Source organism: Stenotrophomonas sp. FR024, from assembly GCF_047500745.2.
Lineage (GTDB): Bacteria > Pseudomonadota > Gammaproteobacteria > Xanthomonadales > Xanthomonadaceae > Stenotrophomonas > Stenotrophomonas maltophilia_A.
The window spans coordinates 68,755-82,899 of sequence record NZ_JAXAXM020000017.1; the positions used below are offsets into that span (position 1 = coordinate 68,755).

Annotated in this window: 14 protein-coding genes; 5 read left to right on the forward strand and 9 right to left on the reverse strand. The window is 67.8% G+C overall.

From position 1 onward, the window contains the following. Positions 1-79 precede the first annotated feature (79 nt). From ACMZ91_RS17315 to pdeM, 4 genes are read left to right on the forward strand one after another with little or no spacing between them, the layout of a single operon-like run. Positions 80-1,078: a ligase-associated DNA damage response exonuclease gene (locus ACMZ91_RS17315; protein ID WP_414578216.1), complete on the forward strand. Its 999-nt coding sequence runs from the start codon at positions 80-82 to the stop codon at positions 1,076-1,078. Beyond that, on the forward strand, positions 1,075-2,682 hold the full coding sequence (locus tag ACMZ91_RS17320) for an ATP-dependent DNA ligase (RefSeq protein ID WP_414578214.1): 1,608 nt from the start codon (positions 1,075-1,077) through the stop codon (positions 2,680-2,682). The genes ACMZ91_RS17315 and ACMZ91_RS17320 overlap by 4 nt, the downstream gene beginning before the upstream one ends. Further along, on the forward strand, positions 2,679-5,138 hold the full coding sequence (locus ACMZ91_RS17325) for a ligase-associated DNA damage response DEXH box helicase (protein ID WP_414578212.1): 2,460 nt from the start codon (positions 2,679-2,681) through the stop codon (positions 5,136-5,138). The genes ACMZ91_RS17320 and ACMZ91_RS17325 overlap by 4 nt, the downstream gene beginning before the upstream one ends. Further along, positions 5,128-5,769, forward strand: a complete 642-nt coding sequence (gene pdeM, locus ACMZ91_RS17330; protein WP_032129346.1) for a ligase-associated DNA damage response endonuclease PdeM — start codon at positions 5,128-5,130, stop codon at positions 5,767-5,769. The genes ACMZ91_RS17325 and pdeM overlap by 11 nt, the downstream gene beginning before the upstream one ends. A gap of 1 nt (position 5,770) precedes the next feature. Here the strand turns inward: pdeM and ACMZ91_RS17335 are convergent, their stop codons facing one another. The 9 genes from ACMZ91_RS17335 to rlmD form a co-directional block, all read right to left on the reverse strand. Next, positions 5,771-6,040 (reverse strand): hypothetical protein, encoded by a 270-nt coding sequence (locus ACMZ91_RS17335; RefSeq protein WP_032129345.1) that lies wholly within the window; start codon positions 6,038-6,040, stop codon positions 5,771-5,773. A 179-nt stretch (positions 6,041-6,219) separates the two neighbouring features. Then, on the reverse strand, positions 6,220-7,488 hold the full coding sequence (locus tag ACMZ91_RS17340; protein WP_032129344.1) for an FAD-dependent oxidoreductase: 1,269 nt from the start codon (positions 7,486-7,488) through the stop codon (positions 6,220-6,222). Positions 7,489-7,590: 102 nt separating this feature from the next. Continuing rightward, positions 7,591-7,797, reverse strand: a complete 207-nt coding sequence (locus ACMZ91_RS17345; RefSeq protein WP_005410590.1) for a cold-shock protein — start codon at positions 7,795-7,797, stop codon at positions 7,591-7,593. 88 nt (positions 7,798-7,885) lie between these two features. Then, positions 7,886-8,632, reverse strand: a complete 747-nt coding sequence (locus ACMZ91_RS17350; RefSeq protein ID WP_010482830.1) for an S-methyl-5'-thioinosine phosphorylase — start codon at positions 8,630-8,632, stop codon at positions 7,886-7,888. Between the two features lie 82 nt (positions 8,633-8,714). Further along, complete coding sequence (locus ACMZ91_RS17355) at positions 8,715-9,269, reverse strand: hypoxanthine-guanine phosphoribosyltransferase (RefSeq protein ID WP_005410592.1); 555 nt, start codon at positions 9,267-9,269, stop codon at positions 8,715-8,717. Continuing rightward, positions 9,269-10,276: a beta-N-acetylhexosaminidase gene (gene nagZ / locus ACMZ91_RS17360; protein WP_414578209.1), complete on the reverse strand. Its 1,008-nt coding sequence runs from the start codon at positions 10,274-10,276 to the stop codon at positions 9,269-9,271. The genes ACMZ91_RS17355 and nagZ overlap by 1 nt, the downstream gene beginning before the upstream one ends. A gap of 163 nt (positions 10,277-10,439) precedes the next feature. Next, positions 10,440-11,135 (reverse strand): DsbA family oxidoreductase, encoded by a 696-nt coding sequence (locus ACMZ91_RS17365; protein ID WP_277779005.1) that lies wholly within the window; start codon positions 11,133-11,135, stop codon positions 10,440-10,442. Positions 11,136-11,249: 114 nt separating this feature from the next. Continuing rightward, positions 11,250-11,735: a CYTH domain-containing protein gene (locus tag ACMZ91_RS17370; protein ID WP_414578207.1), complete on the reverse strand. Its 486-nt coding sequence runs from the start codon at positions 11,733-11,735 to the stop codon at positions 11,250-11,252. 34 nt (positions 11,736-11,769) lie between these two features. Beyond that, on the reverse strand, positions 11,770-13,104 hold the full coding sequence (gene rlmD, locus ACMZ91_RS17375; protein ID WP_414578205.1) for a 23S rRNA (uracil(1939)-C(5))-methyltransferase RlmD: 1,335 nt from the start codon (positions 13,102-13,104) through the stop codon (positions 11,770-11,772). Between the two features lie 127 nt (positions 13,105-13,231). Between rlmD and ACMZ91_RS17380 the strand changes: the two genes are divergently transcribed. Beyond that, entirely contained in the window at positions 13,232-13,960 is a 729-nt protein-coding gene (locus ACMZ91_RS17380) for a response regulator (RefSeq protein WP_032129364.1), read from the forward strand. Positions 13,961-14,145: the final 185 nt, after the last annotated feature.

Here is a 14,145-nt window from a genome sequence, read left to right on the forward strand (position 1 = left end):
GATTGTGCCGCATCGCCTGCCAAGCCCGTGTTCAGGCCGGTTCTCACCCTCTGCACGAGACGCAGGCCACAGTGACCGCATGGCAGGCAACGACGATCTGGTGGTGCTGCGCCCGGAGGGGCTGTACTGCGCCGCCGGCGATTTCCATATCGACCCGTGGCGACCGGTAGCGCGCGCGGTCATCACCCATGGCCATGGCGACCATGCCCGCCCGGGCATGGGGGAGTACCACTGCAGCGAAGGCAGCCTGCCGATCCTGCGCTGGCGCCTGGGTGACGTGCCGGTGCTGGCGCATGCCGAGGGTGTGCCGTTCCGCCTGGGGCAGGTGCAGGTATCGCTGCATCCGGCCGGCCACGTACTCGGTTCGTCACAGGTACGCATCGACGACGGGCAGCAGGTATGGGTAGCCTCCGGCGACTACAAGCGACAGCCTGATCCGACCTGCACACCGTTCGAAGTGGTGCCCTGCGATACCTTCATCACTGAAGCTACGTTCGCACTGCCGATCTACCGCTGGCCGGACACGCCGGCGGTGGCTGCAGAGATCCTGGCGTGGCGCCGCGAATGCGAACAACGTGGCGAAGCCGCGATCCTGCTGTGCTACGCATTGGGCAAGGCACAGCGGGTGCTGGCCGAGCTGCTGCCGCTGGACGATCGACCAGCCTGGCTGCACGGCGCCATCGCCAATGGCGTGGCGGTGTACCGGCAGGCCGGGGTGCCGATGCTGGAGACGCTCACCGTGGCCGAGCAGGGCCGCCAGCCTGATGCCGCCGGCCAGCTGATCCTCGCGCCGCCGTCGGCTGCGGGCACGCCCTGGATGCGCCGCTTCGGCCGCCACCAGCTGGGCTTCGCATCCGGCTGGATGCAGCTGCGCGGCAATCGGCGGCGCCGCAATGTCGATCGCGGTTTCGTCATTTCCGATCACGCCGATTGGCCAGCACTGCTGCAGACCATCGAACAGACAGGCGCGCAGCGGGTGATCGCTACCCATGGCAATACCGATGCGTTGATTCCGTTCCTGCGCGAACGCGGCGTGGCTGCCGAAGCCTTCCGCACCGATTTCGGGAGCGAGGAATGAAGGCCTTCGCTGCGCTCTACCAGCGCCTGGACCGCAGCACGGCTACGCTGGACAAGCGTGCAGCCCTGGTCGACTACTTCCGCCAGGCGCGCGCGCACGATGCGGCATGGGCGATGTACCTGCTCAGCGGTGGCAAGGTGGGCGGCGCACGCCGGAAGATCGCCGCCAGCGGCGAACTGCGCGGCTGGATTGCCGAAGAATCCGGCTTGCCCCCCTGGTTGGTGGAAGACAGCTATGCGCAGGTGGGTGACCTGGCCGAAACGCTGACCCTGCTGCTGGATGATCCATCGCAGCCAGCCGCCGACCGCCCGTTGGCTGATTGGATCGAACAGCATCTGCTGGCCATGGCCAACCAACCCGAGGCAGTACGCCGCGCTGCGGTCGTCGCCGGGTGGCGGCAGCTGTGCAGCAGCGAACGCCTGGTGTTCAACAAGCTGCTGACCGGCGCCCTGCGCGTTGGCGTTTCGCAGCGACTGGTACAGCAGGCACTGGCGGAATGGTCCGGCCTGGACATCGCACGCATCGCCCAGCGCATGCTCGGCGAGTGGATCCCCTCGCCCGGGCTGCTGGCTCAACTGCTGTCACCGGACGAGCTGCCGTCCGACCGCCAGCAGCCCTACCCCTTCTTCCTCGCCTCCCCTCTGGAAGGCGATCCTGCCGAACGCCTCGGCGCGATCGACGACTGGCTGCTGGAATGGAAATGGGATGGCATACGCCTGCAGCTGCTGCGCCGGCGTGGCGAAGTCGCGCTGTGGTCCCGTGGCGAGGAACGACTGGATGGCCGCTTCCCCGAGATCGAGCACGCCGCGATGGCGTTGCCGGAAGGCTGCGTGCTGGACGGAGAGCTGCTGGCCTGGGACGAGACCGCCAACCTGCCGCGCGCATTCACCGCCCTGCAGACCCGCATCCAGCGTCGCAAGCCAGGAGCAGCGACTCTGCGCAACACGCCGGTACGCGTGCTCGCCTATGACCTGCTGGAGCACGATGGCGCGGATCTGCGTGAGCTGCCGTTGCAGGAACGGCGTACGCGGCTTGCCGCGGTCATCGGCGCATTGGACGATGTGCGGATCCAGCTGTCGCCCGACGTTGCCGCCGTCGACTGGGCGCAGGCGGCGGCGATGCGCGATGTGGCACGCGAACGTGGCGTGGAAGGGCTGATGCTGAAACGACGCGGCTCGCCCTACCTGGCTGGGCGACGCCGCGGTGACTGGTGGAAATGGAAGGTCGATCCGCTCACCATCGATGCGGTGCTCCTGTACGCACAGGCTGGCCATGGGCGGCGCAGCACGCTGTACACCGACTACACCTTCGGCGTCTGGGACGGCGACACGCTGGTGCCGGTGGCCAAGGCGTATTCGGGCTTGGACGACAAGGAGATCCTCGCGCTTGATCGCTGGATCCGCGCCAACACCCGCGAACGTTTCGGGCCGGTGCGCAGCGTACGCGCCGAACAGGTGTTCGAGCTGGGTTTCGAAGCGGTCAACCGCAGCAGCCGGCACAAATCGGGGATCGCCGTGCGCTTTCCGCGCATCCTGCGCTGGCGCCACGACAAGCCTGCCAGCGAGGCCGATCAGCTGGCCAGCCTGCAGGCGCTGGCGCGATGACCCGCAGCCAGGCACTGCGCCGGCTGGAAGACTGGTTCGCGGCACGCGGCTGGCGCTCACTGCCTTTCCAGCGCGCGATGTGGCGCCACTACCTGGCCGGCGAATCCGGGTTGCTGCATACGCCCACGGGCAGCGGCAAGACGCTGGCGATGTTCGGCGGGCCGTTGCTGCAGGCGCTGATCGATCCACCGCCCTCGCCCCGCCGCGCCAGTGCGGTGCGCCCATTGCAGGTGCTGTGGGTAACGCCCTTGCGCGCGTTGGCCAGTGATACCGCACGCGCGCTCCAGGCCGTCGTCGACGGCTTGGGACTGGGATGGCGTGTCGGCCTGCGCAGCGGTGACGCCAGCAACCGCGAGCGGCGCCAGGCCCGCGAAGGCCGCATCGACGTACTGGTAACCACGCCCGAATCACTGGCGCTGCTGCTGAGCTATCCGGATACGTTGCCGCGCATGCGCCAGCTGCGCTGCGTGGTGGTGGACGAATGGCATGAGCTGCTGGGCAACAAGCGCGGTGTGCTGCTGCAGTTGAACCTGGCGGTGTTGCGCGAAGCTGCGCCTGCAGTGCAGCTGTGGGGGCTTTCGGCCACGCTGGGCAACCTGGATGAGGCGCGCGACGTGCTGCTGCCCGGACAGCCCGACGCGCCGATCGTGCAGGGCGTGCGCCCGCGCGCGATCAGCGTGCGCAGCCTGCTGCCGGAACCCGGCGAACGTTTTCCGTGGGCCGGGCATCTGGGCCTGGCGCAGCTGCCGCGGGTGCTGGACGCGTTGATGCGGGCACGCAGCAGCCTGTTGTTCACCAACACCCGTGCGCAGGCAGAACTGTGGCATCAGGCGCTGGCCGCGGTCTGGCCGGAAGCCCCGGACACGCTTGCGCTGCACCACGGCTCGCTGGATCCAGCGCTGCGCCAGCAGGTCGAGGATGGCCTGCGCGCGGGCGCGCTGCGCTGCGTGGTTGCCACCTCCAGCCTCGACCTCGGCGTGGACTTCCCCGAGGTTGAGCAGGTACTGCAGCTGGGCAGCCCGAAGGGCGTGGCCCGCCTGCGCCAACGCGCGGGACGTGCGCGTCACCGCCCGGGTGCCAGCGGTTCCATCCTGTGCGTGCCCAGCCATGCACTGGAGCTGGCCGAATACGCCGCGGTGCGCCGTGCATTGGCCCAAGGCGTGGTCGAAGCGCGCAGGCCGCCGACGCTGTCGCTGGATGTGCTGGCCCAGCATGCGGTCAGCCGCGCGCTGGCCGGTGGCTTCGACAGCGATGCGCTGCTGGCGCAGGTACGGCGTACCCATGCCTTCGCATCTCTCGGCGAAGACCAGTGGCAGGCCGTGCTGACGTTCATCGTGCAGGGTGGCCAGGCCCTGGCCCAGTACCCCGATTTCCACAAGGTCGTGCGTGATGCCGACGGCTACTACCGCATGCACGATCGCCGCCAGGTACTGCGCCATCGGCTGTCGATCGGCACCATCAGCAGCGATGGCAGCGTGCGCGTGCAGTTCCTGCGCGGTGGTGGCCTGGGTGCCGTGGAGGAACAATTCGCCAGCCGCCTGCGTCGCGGCGACCGTTTCCAGTTCGCCGGACGCCTGCTGGAACTGGTGCAGCTGCGCGACATGACCGCCTTCGTGCGGCTGGCACGAGGGCGCGGTGATGGTGTGGTGCCGCGCTGGCAGGGAGGCCAGTTGCCACTGTCGATGCCGCTCGGCCGCGAGCTGGAGTGGGTACTGTCCGGCGCCGACGACAGTGCCGAATCACGCTGGTTGTCCCCCTTGCTGGCACTGCAGCAGCAGTTGTCGACGCTTCCCGGACCAGAGCATCTGCTGGTGGAAGAGGTGCGGCGCCGCGACGGCCAGTTCCTGTTCGTCTACCCTTTTGCCGGCCGTCACGTGCACGAGGCGCTGGCCGCCTTGCTGGCACTGCGCTGTACCCGCCGGCAGCGCAACAGCATCGGCTACGCGGTGAACGATCATGGCCTGGTGCTGGCACCGGCGCAGGCGATCGAACTGGATGCGGCGCAATGGCGTGCATTGTTCACCGCCGATCAGCTGCTGGACGATCTACGTGCCGCGGTGAACCTGGGCGAGCTGGCGCGCCGCCAGTTCCGTGGCATCGCACGCGTAGCGGGCCTGCTGGTCCCCAGCCTGCCCGGCGGTATGCCGCGATCGCTGCGCCAGCTGCAGGCCTCGGCAGGCCTGCTCTACGACGTACTGCGCGAGCATGACCCCGGCCACCTGCTATTGGCATTGGCCGAACGCGAAGTGCTGCATGACAGCCTGGACCTGCCGGGACTACAGCAGGTCCTGGCAAGGATCGGCATGCAGGTCCTCTCGGTGCAGCACCCGACATCACTCACGCCACTGGGCTTCCCGTTATGGGCCGAACGCCAGCGCGGGCAGTTCAGCAACGAGGACTGGCGCACCCGCGTGCAACGTGCGGCCCAGCAGCTGGAGCGCCGCCATGGCCGATGAACTGCCGCTGCTGCGCGCCGGCGAATCGCTGATACTGCTTGGCGCGCGTGCGCTGTACTGGCCCGCGCGGCAGGCGCTGTTGATCGCCGACCTGCACCTGGGCAAGGCCGATGTATTCCGCCGCGCCGGCATCGCATTGCCCAGCGGTGGCACCGGCGAAGACCTGCAACGCCTGCAGGGGCTGCTGGACAGGCATGCCTGTCGCGAGCTGTGGATCCTGGGTGACATCCTGCATGGACCGGCGCATCGCGCTGCGTGGTACCAGCAATGGCTTGCATGGCGCGAACGCAATGCTTCGCTGGACGTGCATGTCCTGCGTGGCAATCACGACCGCCAGCTGCCGCATGCTCAGTTGCAGGTACAGATCCACGATGAAGTACGGCTGCAGCCGTTCCTGCTTCGCCATGAGCCGATGCCCGATGCAGAGCTGCATGTGATCGCCGGGCATCTGCATCCGCAGGTCGCCTTGCCGCCATTGCGACGGCGCTTCCCCGCGTTCTGGCTGCGTGAGCGGATGACGGTGCTGCCGGCCTTCTCCGCGTTCACTGCCGGCATCGTGCCCGTGCCCGCCCGCGGCGAGCAAAGGGTCGCCTGCGTGGAAAACGGCCTGGTGCAACTGCCGGTGGCTTGAATCAGGCCGGACGAATGCCCAGCTGCGGCATCAACTGGAAATCAGGCGTGTCACCCTCACGTCGTCGCGGCAACGCCTGGATCGCCGCCAGCATTTCCTGCGCGCAGGTGCGGATGCGCGCGTGGTGCTCCGCTGATGCATGACTGATCAGGCTGCCGACATGGAACTCGAACACGTCCTCCAGTACGTCGGGCTGGTCCTCGTGCAGCATCTGCAGCAATCCGCGCAGCTTGCAGATTTCCGATTCCAGCTCCTCGACCGCGAACAACATGGCGTCCTCCTCTTCAACATCAGCGGCACATCCGGGCCGCAACAGGCCGCAACGGCAGCGCCGCCCGGGCCACGCGCGATGTTGATCACGGAAAGGAAAACGGGCGACGCGCAATCGCGTGCAACCTACTTCTCGCATATCGGCGGTGAGGCAACCGTTAATTCAAGTGACGACGCGCTTCACGCATTGGCCGAAATCGCGTTGATACGAGGCATTTCCGCTGCGGTAGCCAGTGCGTCGACGAACGCCGGATCCAGTGCAAGTGCACCGAACCAGCCGTGCTGGGTGCCACTGAGCACGCGCAGCATGTGGCCACGGCCACCGGGCAGGCGCCCCATCGGGCCCAGCAGCACGTCACGCGCCTTCGCCCAGGCGTCGCGGTCGGACTGGAACAGCGGCGTCAGCCAACGACTCCAGCGCTGGTACACCGCAACGTGTGCCCTGCGTTGCGCCTGGTAGGCCTGCAGCGCGACCGTGCTGCCGCCATAGGTGCGCACCGCATCGCGCAGCGCCAGCGCGTCCAACAGCGCCATGTTCACGCCCTGCCCCAGCTGCGGGCTCATCGCATGCGCGGCATCACCGGCCAGCACCATGCGGCCGTGGTGCCAGCGCGTCATCACCGCATCACGGTAGACCGCGCGCGCCAACTGGCCGGCATCACGCAGATGGGCGAAGCGCGCACTGGCCTGCGGCCACAGTGCATGCAGTTCATCCAGCCAGGGCGTCATGCCATCGGCCTGCCAGCGTTCGAAGTCAGCGCGTGGCAGGCTCCAGAAGAAACTCAGGCGCGGCGTGTCATCACCGGGGCGCGTGCCGACCGGCAGCAGTCCGATCATCTTGCGCGCGGCCACGTAACGCTGCCGCAGCTCCTGCACGTGCGGCCAGTCCTCGGCCGGCAGCAGGCACCACAGCGCCCCCCACGGATACACGCGGTCCAGCCCGGCACCGCCGGCGATCGTGCCGCGCAGCGTCGACGCGGCGCCATCGGCGACCACTACCAGGTCGAACGGGCCATGCGTGCGCCCGTCGCTGTCGCGCAGACGGCCGTGTTCGGCATCCACCTCGGTAATGGTGGTACCGGCATGCAGCTGGCCCTCGCCTGCGCGCGCCTCGTCCAACAGCGAGAACAAGGCCCCGCGCTGCATGCCCAGGCCGTGCAGGCGCGCATCCAGTCCCTCGTAGCGCATGTCCATCACCGCGCGCTCGCACGGCGTGTCGCCATACAGGCGGTGCACCGGCGCGGCATGTGCGCGCACGGAATCAAGCAGGCCCATCTGCCACAGTACCTGCAGGCCGCTGGGCTGCAGCAGGAAACCGGCACCCACCGGCCCCGGCGTGGGCACGCGTTCGAAGATCTCCACCTCGTGGCCGTCACGGGTGAGCAGGATGGACACTGCCTGTCCAGCGGTGCCGTAGCCGATCACGGCGATGCGCAGTCGTTCCGTCATGGCCGCATTGTGCCCGAGGCGGGTGGATCGCGAGCGGGTCGCGGGCAATCCGCGCAAAAAAAACCCCGCCGAAGCGGGGTTTTCAACGCACTGTCGAGTGGATCACTCGGCCGGCGTGATGTTCGAAGCCTGGGCACCCTTCGGGCCCTGGGTCACGTCATAGGTGACACGCTGGCCTTCCTGCAGGCTGCGGAAGCCCTTGGAGTTGATGGCGGAGAAGTGCGCGAACACGTCGGCGCTGCCATCCTCCGGCGAGATGAAGCCAAATCCCTTGGCGTCGTTGAACCACTTGACGGTACCGTTCGGCATGGTGATGCGAGACCTTATGCAATGAATGGGTGGTGTACGCTGAACCCGCGCACAAGCTGAGTATGCAAAGCTTGCTCGGGGAAGACAATCACCCCCGTGCCAATTCGCCCACCAGTTCCGGAAGTCCGTTGCCGGCCGCCTGCACGTTGGCCAGCACTTCGGCCATCGTGATCTCCTCGCCATCACCACAGCCGGCAGCCCAGTTGGCGATGATCGCCAGGCAGGCGTAATCCAGCCCCAGCTCGCGTGCCAGGGCGGCTTCCGGCATGCCGGTCATGCCCACCAGATCGCAGCCGTCGCGGCGCATACGGGCGATTTCAGCGATGGTTTCCAGGCGCGGGCCCTGTGTTGCGCCGTAGCAGCCACCGTCATGGACCGTGACGCCGGTCACTTTGGCCGCAGCCAGGATCTTGCTGCGCAGCATTGGTGTGTACGGGTGGCCGAAATCAACGTGGACCACGTCGGTGCCTTCTTCCTCACAGATCGTGCTGATGCGGCCCCAGGTGTAGTCGATGATCTGGTCCGGGCAGGCCAGCACGCGCGGACCAAAGTGTTCGGTGATGCCTCCCACCGTGTTCAACGCCAGCACGCGCTGCGCGCCCAGCTGCTGCAGCGCGGCCAGGTTGGCGCGGTAGTTGATCTTGTGCGGCGGCAGCGAATGGCCTTCGCCATGCCGCGCCAGGAACGCCACGCGATGGCCAAGCAGCGTACCAACGCGCACCGGGCCCGACGGACGGCCGAAGCGGGTGTCGACCTCGTGGGTCTGCACGTCGTCAAGCTTGGCCAGGTTATAGACACCGGTACCGCCGATCACGGCCAGGGCGATCTGTTGCATTCGAAGCACTCCATGAAAAGACGAACGCCGGCACCCAAGGATGCCGGCGGCAGAAGAAGACGCGCCGCGGGCGGCTGCGCCGTTATTCCTTCATCGCGTAGATGGCCGGCACGCAGCGCAGGGTTTCGTTGACGTCCATGCCGAAGCCGAACACGTAACGGTCCGGCAGTTCGATGCCGGCGTAGTCGGCAGTCACGTCCGGCAGCGCGCGGTCGTGCTTCTTCACCGTCATCGCGGCGATGCGCACGTCGGTCGCGCCTTGTTCCAGGCACCAGGTGCGCACGCCCTGCAGGGTGTAGCCCTCGTCGAGGATATCGTCGACCAGCAGCACGCGGCGGCCGAACAGCGAGGTGGCCGGCTTGTGCTTCCAGACCAGGTCGCCGCCGGTGGTTTCACCGCGGTAACGGGTGGCGTGCAGGTAATCGAACTGCACGTCCTGGCCGCGCGCGCCCAGTTCCAGCGCCAGCTGGCCGGCGAACGGCAGCGCACCGTGCATGATGGACAGGAACAGCGGCACCTCGCCCTTGTAATCGCGCGCGATGGCGTCGGCGATACCAGCGATGGCCTTGTCGATGGTGGGGCGGTCGACCAGCAGGTCAGCCTGGGCCAGGGCCTGGGAAATGGTGAGGTTGGGCATCAGACGGTTCTTCCAAGGGTTTCAAGCAGACGGGATTGGGTGTCGCCATGGCGGGCATCGGCCAGCAGGCCGTCCCAGCCGAGCGCGCCGCGGCCCAGCAGGCCCAGCAGCGCAGCAGTATTGAGGGAGCGTCCCTGCACGGCGTGCAGGGCTTCATCGACCAGTTCCGGGTGGCAGACCAGCACCACGTCGCAGCCGGCATCCAGATGCGCGTGCACGCGCGCCGGCACGCCGCCCGCACTGTGCGAGGCGGCCATGCCGATGTCATCGGAGAACACCACGCCGCGGAAGCCGAGCTCGCCGCGCAGGATGTCCTGGATCCAGCGCGGCGAATAGCCGGCCGGTTCCGGTGCCACCTGCGGATAGATCACGTGCGCCATCATCACCGCGTCGGCACCGGCGGCGATGCCGACCTGGAACGGGACCAGGTCCTGGGCGCGCAGCTCGTCCAGCGCGCGCGGGTCGATCGCGGTATCCAAGTGGGTGTCTTCCAGCACGGTGCCGTGGCCGGGGAAATGCTTGAGCGTGGCGGCCATGCCGACCGCATGCATGCCGCGCACGTAGGCGGCGGTGAACGCGGCCACCACCTGCGGATCTTCACTGAAGGCGCGGTTGCCGATGGCGCGGTTGCCACGGCCCAGATCGACCACCGGCGCGAAGCTCAGGTCCAGACCGCTGGCGCGCACTTCGCTGGCCATCAGCCAGGCGTGCTGCTCGGCCAGGGCCAGCGCCTGCTGCGGATCGGTGGCGTACATCGCCCCGATGTCCTGCAGCGGCGGCAACTCGCTGTAGCCCTCGCGGAAGCGCTGCACGCGGCCGCCTTCCTGGTCCACGCAGATCAGCTGCGGGCGCGGCGCGGCAGCGCGGATCGCCGCGCTCAGATCGGTCACCTGCTGGCGCGAGGCGAAGTTGCGCTTGAACAGCACCACTCCGGCCACGGCATCGTGCTGCAGCCAGTCACGTTCCTGGGCGGTCAGTTCGGTGCCGGCAACGCCGATCAGCAGCATGGTCGATCTCCACAACGCGCGCCCGCATGGCGCAGTGCCGCATTGTCGCAGAACCGGCCGACAGGCGCAGTGGTCAGAAAAAGGGGACGGAGGGGATTAAGCCGCAATCGGCCCCTACGGGCTGGATACGTCTTAATTCCCTCCGTCCCCTTTTCGGATCCGGTCAGACCTTGCAGCCGTCCGGGCCGCAGGCCTCGTCGCCGTCAGCCGGGGCCGCAGGCGCGCCCTGCTCGGCGGCGATCTGGCGCAGGGCGTTGGCGAAGGCCTCGGGGGGCTGCGCCCCGGAAATGGCCCACTTTCCATCGATGACGAAGGTCGGCACCGAGGAAATGCCCAGCGCATGGGCCTGCGCCAGCTTGGCTTCGACCTCGGCCAAGCCGCGGTCGGAGGCCAGCATCTGCGTGATTTCACCCGCGTCGAGGCCGCCTGCCGCGCCCGCCTTGATCAGCACCGAGGGGTCCGCCAGGTTCTGACCGTGCTCGAAGTGGGCGCGGAACAGTGCTTCGCCCACCGCATCCTGCACGCCGTGCTCGCCCGCCAGCCACAACACCCGGTGCGCCGGCAGCGTGGTCACCCGCACCTGGCCCTGGCTGAAGTCCATCGGCAGGCCCTCGGCCCGCGCGGTGGTCTGGGTCTGGCCGAGGATCTGTTCGGTACGCTCGACGCCGCCGAACTTGCGCGCATAGGCCTCGCGCAGCGGCACCGGGGTGGCGTCAGCATCCGGGTCGAGCTGGAACGGCTGCCAGTGGATATCGAGTTCAGGCGCGTTGGCGCCCAGCAACTGCACGCCCTGCTGGAAACGATGCTTGCCGATCCAGCACCAGGGGCAGACCACGTCGGAGTAGATGTCGATTCTCATCCTTTCCACATGGGGGCCGACACCCTCGATAAAAGGGGACGGAGGGGATTAAGTCGTTTCCCGCACAGATGGGGTAAAGACGACTTAATCCCCTCCGTCCCCTTTTTGGCGGCTTCACCACTCTGAATACGGGTGGCTGGCCAGGGCAACGTTGTAGTAGCGGGCATCATCGGTGACTTCGGCACCCACCCAGTCCGGCAGGTCGATGGTCTGGTCAGCGCTGTCCAGCTCAACCTCAGCCACGACCAGGCCGGCGTTGTCGCCGAGGAACTCGTCCACCTCCCAGGTCAGGCCGGCGTGTTCGACCAGATGGCGGCGCTTGTCGATCAGGCCGCCCACGCACAGCGCCAGCAGTGCGCGCGCATCGTCCACCGGGATCGGGTAGTCGAACTCCTGGCGGGTGTGGCCGATGGTTCGCGACTTCAGGTTCAGCGCGGCGTGGTCGCCTTCGATGCGCACGCGCACCGAAGCGTTCTGGGTGCCGCGATCGAGCGCGCCCATGTCGTTGATGTAGCCCTGCGCCATGGGGATCACCCGGTGCGCAGCGGATCGCCAGCCATCGTTGATGACCAGGAATTTGCGTTCGATTTCAATGCCCATGGCGCGATTATGCGCCATGGGTGATGACAGCCGCTCAGCGCTTCTCGAACACCGCGATGCTTTCCACGTGCGCGGTGTGCGGGAACATGTCCATGGCACCGGCGCTGACCAGGGTGAAGCCCTGTTCGTTGACCAGATAGCCGGCATCGCGCGCCAGCGAGCCCGGGTGGCAGCTGACGTAGACAATGCGCTTGAACTGCTTCAGCGGCAGCTGCTGCAGCACTTCGATCGCACCCGAGCGCGGCGGGTCCAGCAGCAGCTTGTCGAAGCCCTGGCGCATCCACGGCGTGCTGCGCTGGTCCTGGGTCAGGTCGGCGCTGAAGAACTGGGCGTTGGCCAGGCCGTTGCGCACGGCATTCTCACGGGCACGCGCGACCAGGCCGGCATCGCCCTCCACACCCACCACCTCGCGCACGCGGCGCGCCAGCGGCAGGGTGAAGTTGCCCAGGCCGCAGAACAGGTCAAGCACGCGTTCGTCCTCGCCCGGCTCAAGCAGGTCCAGGGCGTGGGCGATCATCTTTTCGTTGAGCTTGGCGTTGACCTGGATGAAGTCCAGCGGGCGGAACGCCAGTTCCACGTCCCACGGCGCCAGCCGGAACGACAGCGGCACGCCCTGCCCGTCCAGCGGCTGCACGGTATCCACGCCACCGGACTGCAGGTAGATCACGAAGCCATGCTGCTGGCCGAAGGCGGCCCAGGCCACGCGGTCGGCATCGCTGAGCGGCTGCAGGTGGCGCACGGTCAGGACCACGGCCTGGTCGCCAGCGATGAATTCGATCTGCGGGATGTCACGCTTGCCATCGAGCGATTCGATGAAGCTGGACAGCGCCTCGACCTTGGTGCCGATCTCGGGGATCACGGTCAGGCACTGGCTGAGGTCGGCGACGAATCGCGGATCCTGTTCACGGAAGCCGACCAGGGTCTTGTCCTTCTTTTCGACCCGGCGCACCGAGAAGCGACCCTTGCGCCGGTAGCCCCAGCTCTCACCGACCAGCGGCGCCAGCACGGTGCCCGGCTTCACGTGGCCGATGCGCTCCAGGTTGTCCATCAGCACGCGCTGCTTGGCGACAATCTGCTGGTCTTCGTCCAGGTGCTGCAGCACGCAGCCGGCGCAGGTGCCGAAGTGCGGGCACTTCGGGGTGACGCGCTGCGGCGAGGCCTGCAGCACTTCCACCGTACGCGCTTCGTCGAAATGGCGGCTGCGGGCGGTCTGTTCGGCCATGACCACCTCACCCGGCAGGGCGCCGCTGACGAAGGTGACCTTGCCGCCCTCGCCTTCACGGCGGGCGACACCGCGACCATCATGGCTGAGGTCGAGGATCTCGGTCTGGAACGGGGTACGGTCGATGCGGGAGCGGGATCGGGCCACGTGGCAACAGGCTGCGGGCAAAAATGGGGGCGTATTGTCGCAGATCCTGACCGGCAGGGTCCGGACCCGCTTGCGCCCGCCGCCGCTGTGCTTGATGATTGCAACAGCTGACATGGAGGCAGCCCTGATGCAGATGACCCCGCGGGCCAGCCGGCCCCGCTTCCTGCTTGTCGAGGACGACATCATCAGCCGCGGTTTTTTCAAGGCGGCGTTGGAAACGTTACCGGCGGACGTGGACACCGCAGACTCATTGGCCAGTGCCCTGGCCAGCGCCGAACCCGGCGCGCATGACCTGTGGCTGATCGACGTCAACCTGCCTGACGGCAACGGCGCGCAGCTGCTGCGCGAACTGCGCCGTTCACATCCCGACACCCCGGCGTTGGCGCATACCGCCGACGGTGATACCTCGATCCATGCGCGCCTGCGCGAGGCCGGTTTCAGCGACACGCTGGTCAAGCCGCTGGGCCGCGACCAGCTGCTGAAGGCGGTGCGCCGCGCCCTGGTCAACAGTCCGGCCGGGATCGTCATGGCCCAGGCGCCGGCCGCGGTCGAGCTGCAGGTACAGGACTGGGACGAGACTGCGGCACTGGCCGCGCTCAATGGCCAGCGCAACCACCTGATCGCGCTGCGCGAGCTGTTCCTGGCCGAGCTGCCGGGCGTACGCGATGCGGTCGAGCAGGCGGTGGACCAGCATGACGAGCGCCAGCTGCGCAGCCAGTTGCATCGGCTGCAGGCGAGCTGTGGCTTCGTGGGCGCGGCGCGGTTGGGCCGGGCGGTGCGCCAGTTGCATCATGCGCCGGAGTCCGGGCAGGCCCAGGCGGGGTTCCGCGACGCGGTCGCTGCCCTGCTGCATTAAGGGTTGTTCGGCAGGGCTGCGCCCTGCACCTGCTGAAGCCTTCAGGCAGTGGCAACGTCAAAGGCCAAAGCAGCATTCCGTGAGATGGCGGGGCACTGTGGGTTTGCGGGGACGGCGCAAGTACGTCCATGTAGCCTTGGTCGCCGCATCCATGCGGCTCACACCCCGCAAACCCACAGTGCCCC

What these genes read in the sequence shown, in the direction of transcription:
- ACMZ91_RS17345 (WP_005410590.1), bottom strand. Translation starts at nt 7,797, where the DNA reads ATGCCGAACGGTACCGTCAAGTGGTTCAACGACGCCAAGGGATTTGGC.
- ACMZ91_RS17320 (WP_414578214.1), top strand. Translation starts at nt 1,075, where the DNA reads ATGAAGGCCTTCGCTGCGCTCTACCAGCGCCTGGACCGCAGCACGGCT.
- nagZ (WP_414578209.1), bottom strand. Translation starts at nt 10,276, where the DNA reads ATGCTGCTGATCGGCGTTGCCGGCACCGAACTGACCGCCCAGGAACGT.
- ACMZ91_RS17365 (WP_277779005.1), bottom strand. Translation starts at nt 11,135, where the DNA reads ATGAGAATCGACATCTACTCCGACGTGGTCTGCCCCTGGTGCTGGATC.
- ACMZ91_RS17355 (WP_005410592.1), bottom strand. Translation starts at nt 9,269, where the DNA reads ATGCCCAACCTCACCATTTCCCAGGCCCTGGCCCAGGCTGACCTGCTG.
- ACMZ91_RS17370 (WP_414578207.1), bottom strand. Translation starts at nt 11,735, where the DNA reads ATGGGCATTGAAATCGAACGCAAATTCCTGGTCATCAACGATGGCTGG.
- ACMZ91_RS17350 (WP_010482830.1), bottom strand. Translation starts at nt 8,632, where the DNA reads ATGCAACAGATCGCCCTGGCCGTGATCGGCGGTACCGGTGTCTATAAC.
- ACMZ91_RS17315 (WP_414578216.1), top strand. Translation starts at nt 80, where the DNA reads ATGGCAGGCAACGACGATCTGGTGGTGCTGCGCCCGGAGGGGCTGTAC.
- ACMZ91_RS17335 (WP_032129345.1), bottom strand. Translation starts at nt 6,040, where the DNA reads ATGTTGTTCGCGGTCGAGGAGCTGGAATCGGAAATCTGCAAGCTGCGC.
- ACMZ91_RS17340 (WP_032129344.1), bottom strand. Translation starts at nt 7,488, where the DNA reads ATGACGGAACGACTGCGCATCGCCGTGATCGGCTACGGCACCGCTGGA.
- ACMZ91_RS17380 (WP_032129364.1), top strand. Translation starts at nt 13,232, where the DNA reads ATGCAGATGACCCCGCGGGCCAGCCGGCCCCGCTTCCTGCTTGTCGAG.
- pdeM (WP_032129346.1), top strand. Translation starts at nt 5,128, where the DNA reads ATGGCCGATGAACTGCCGCTGCTGCGCGCCGGCGAATCGCTGATACTG.
- ACMZ91_RS17325 (WP_414578212.1), top strand. Translation starts at nt 2,679, where the DNA reads ATGACCCGCAGCCAGGCACTGCGCCGGCTGGAAGACTGGTTCGCGGCA.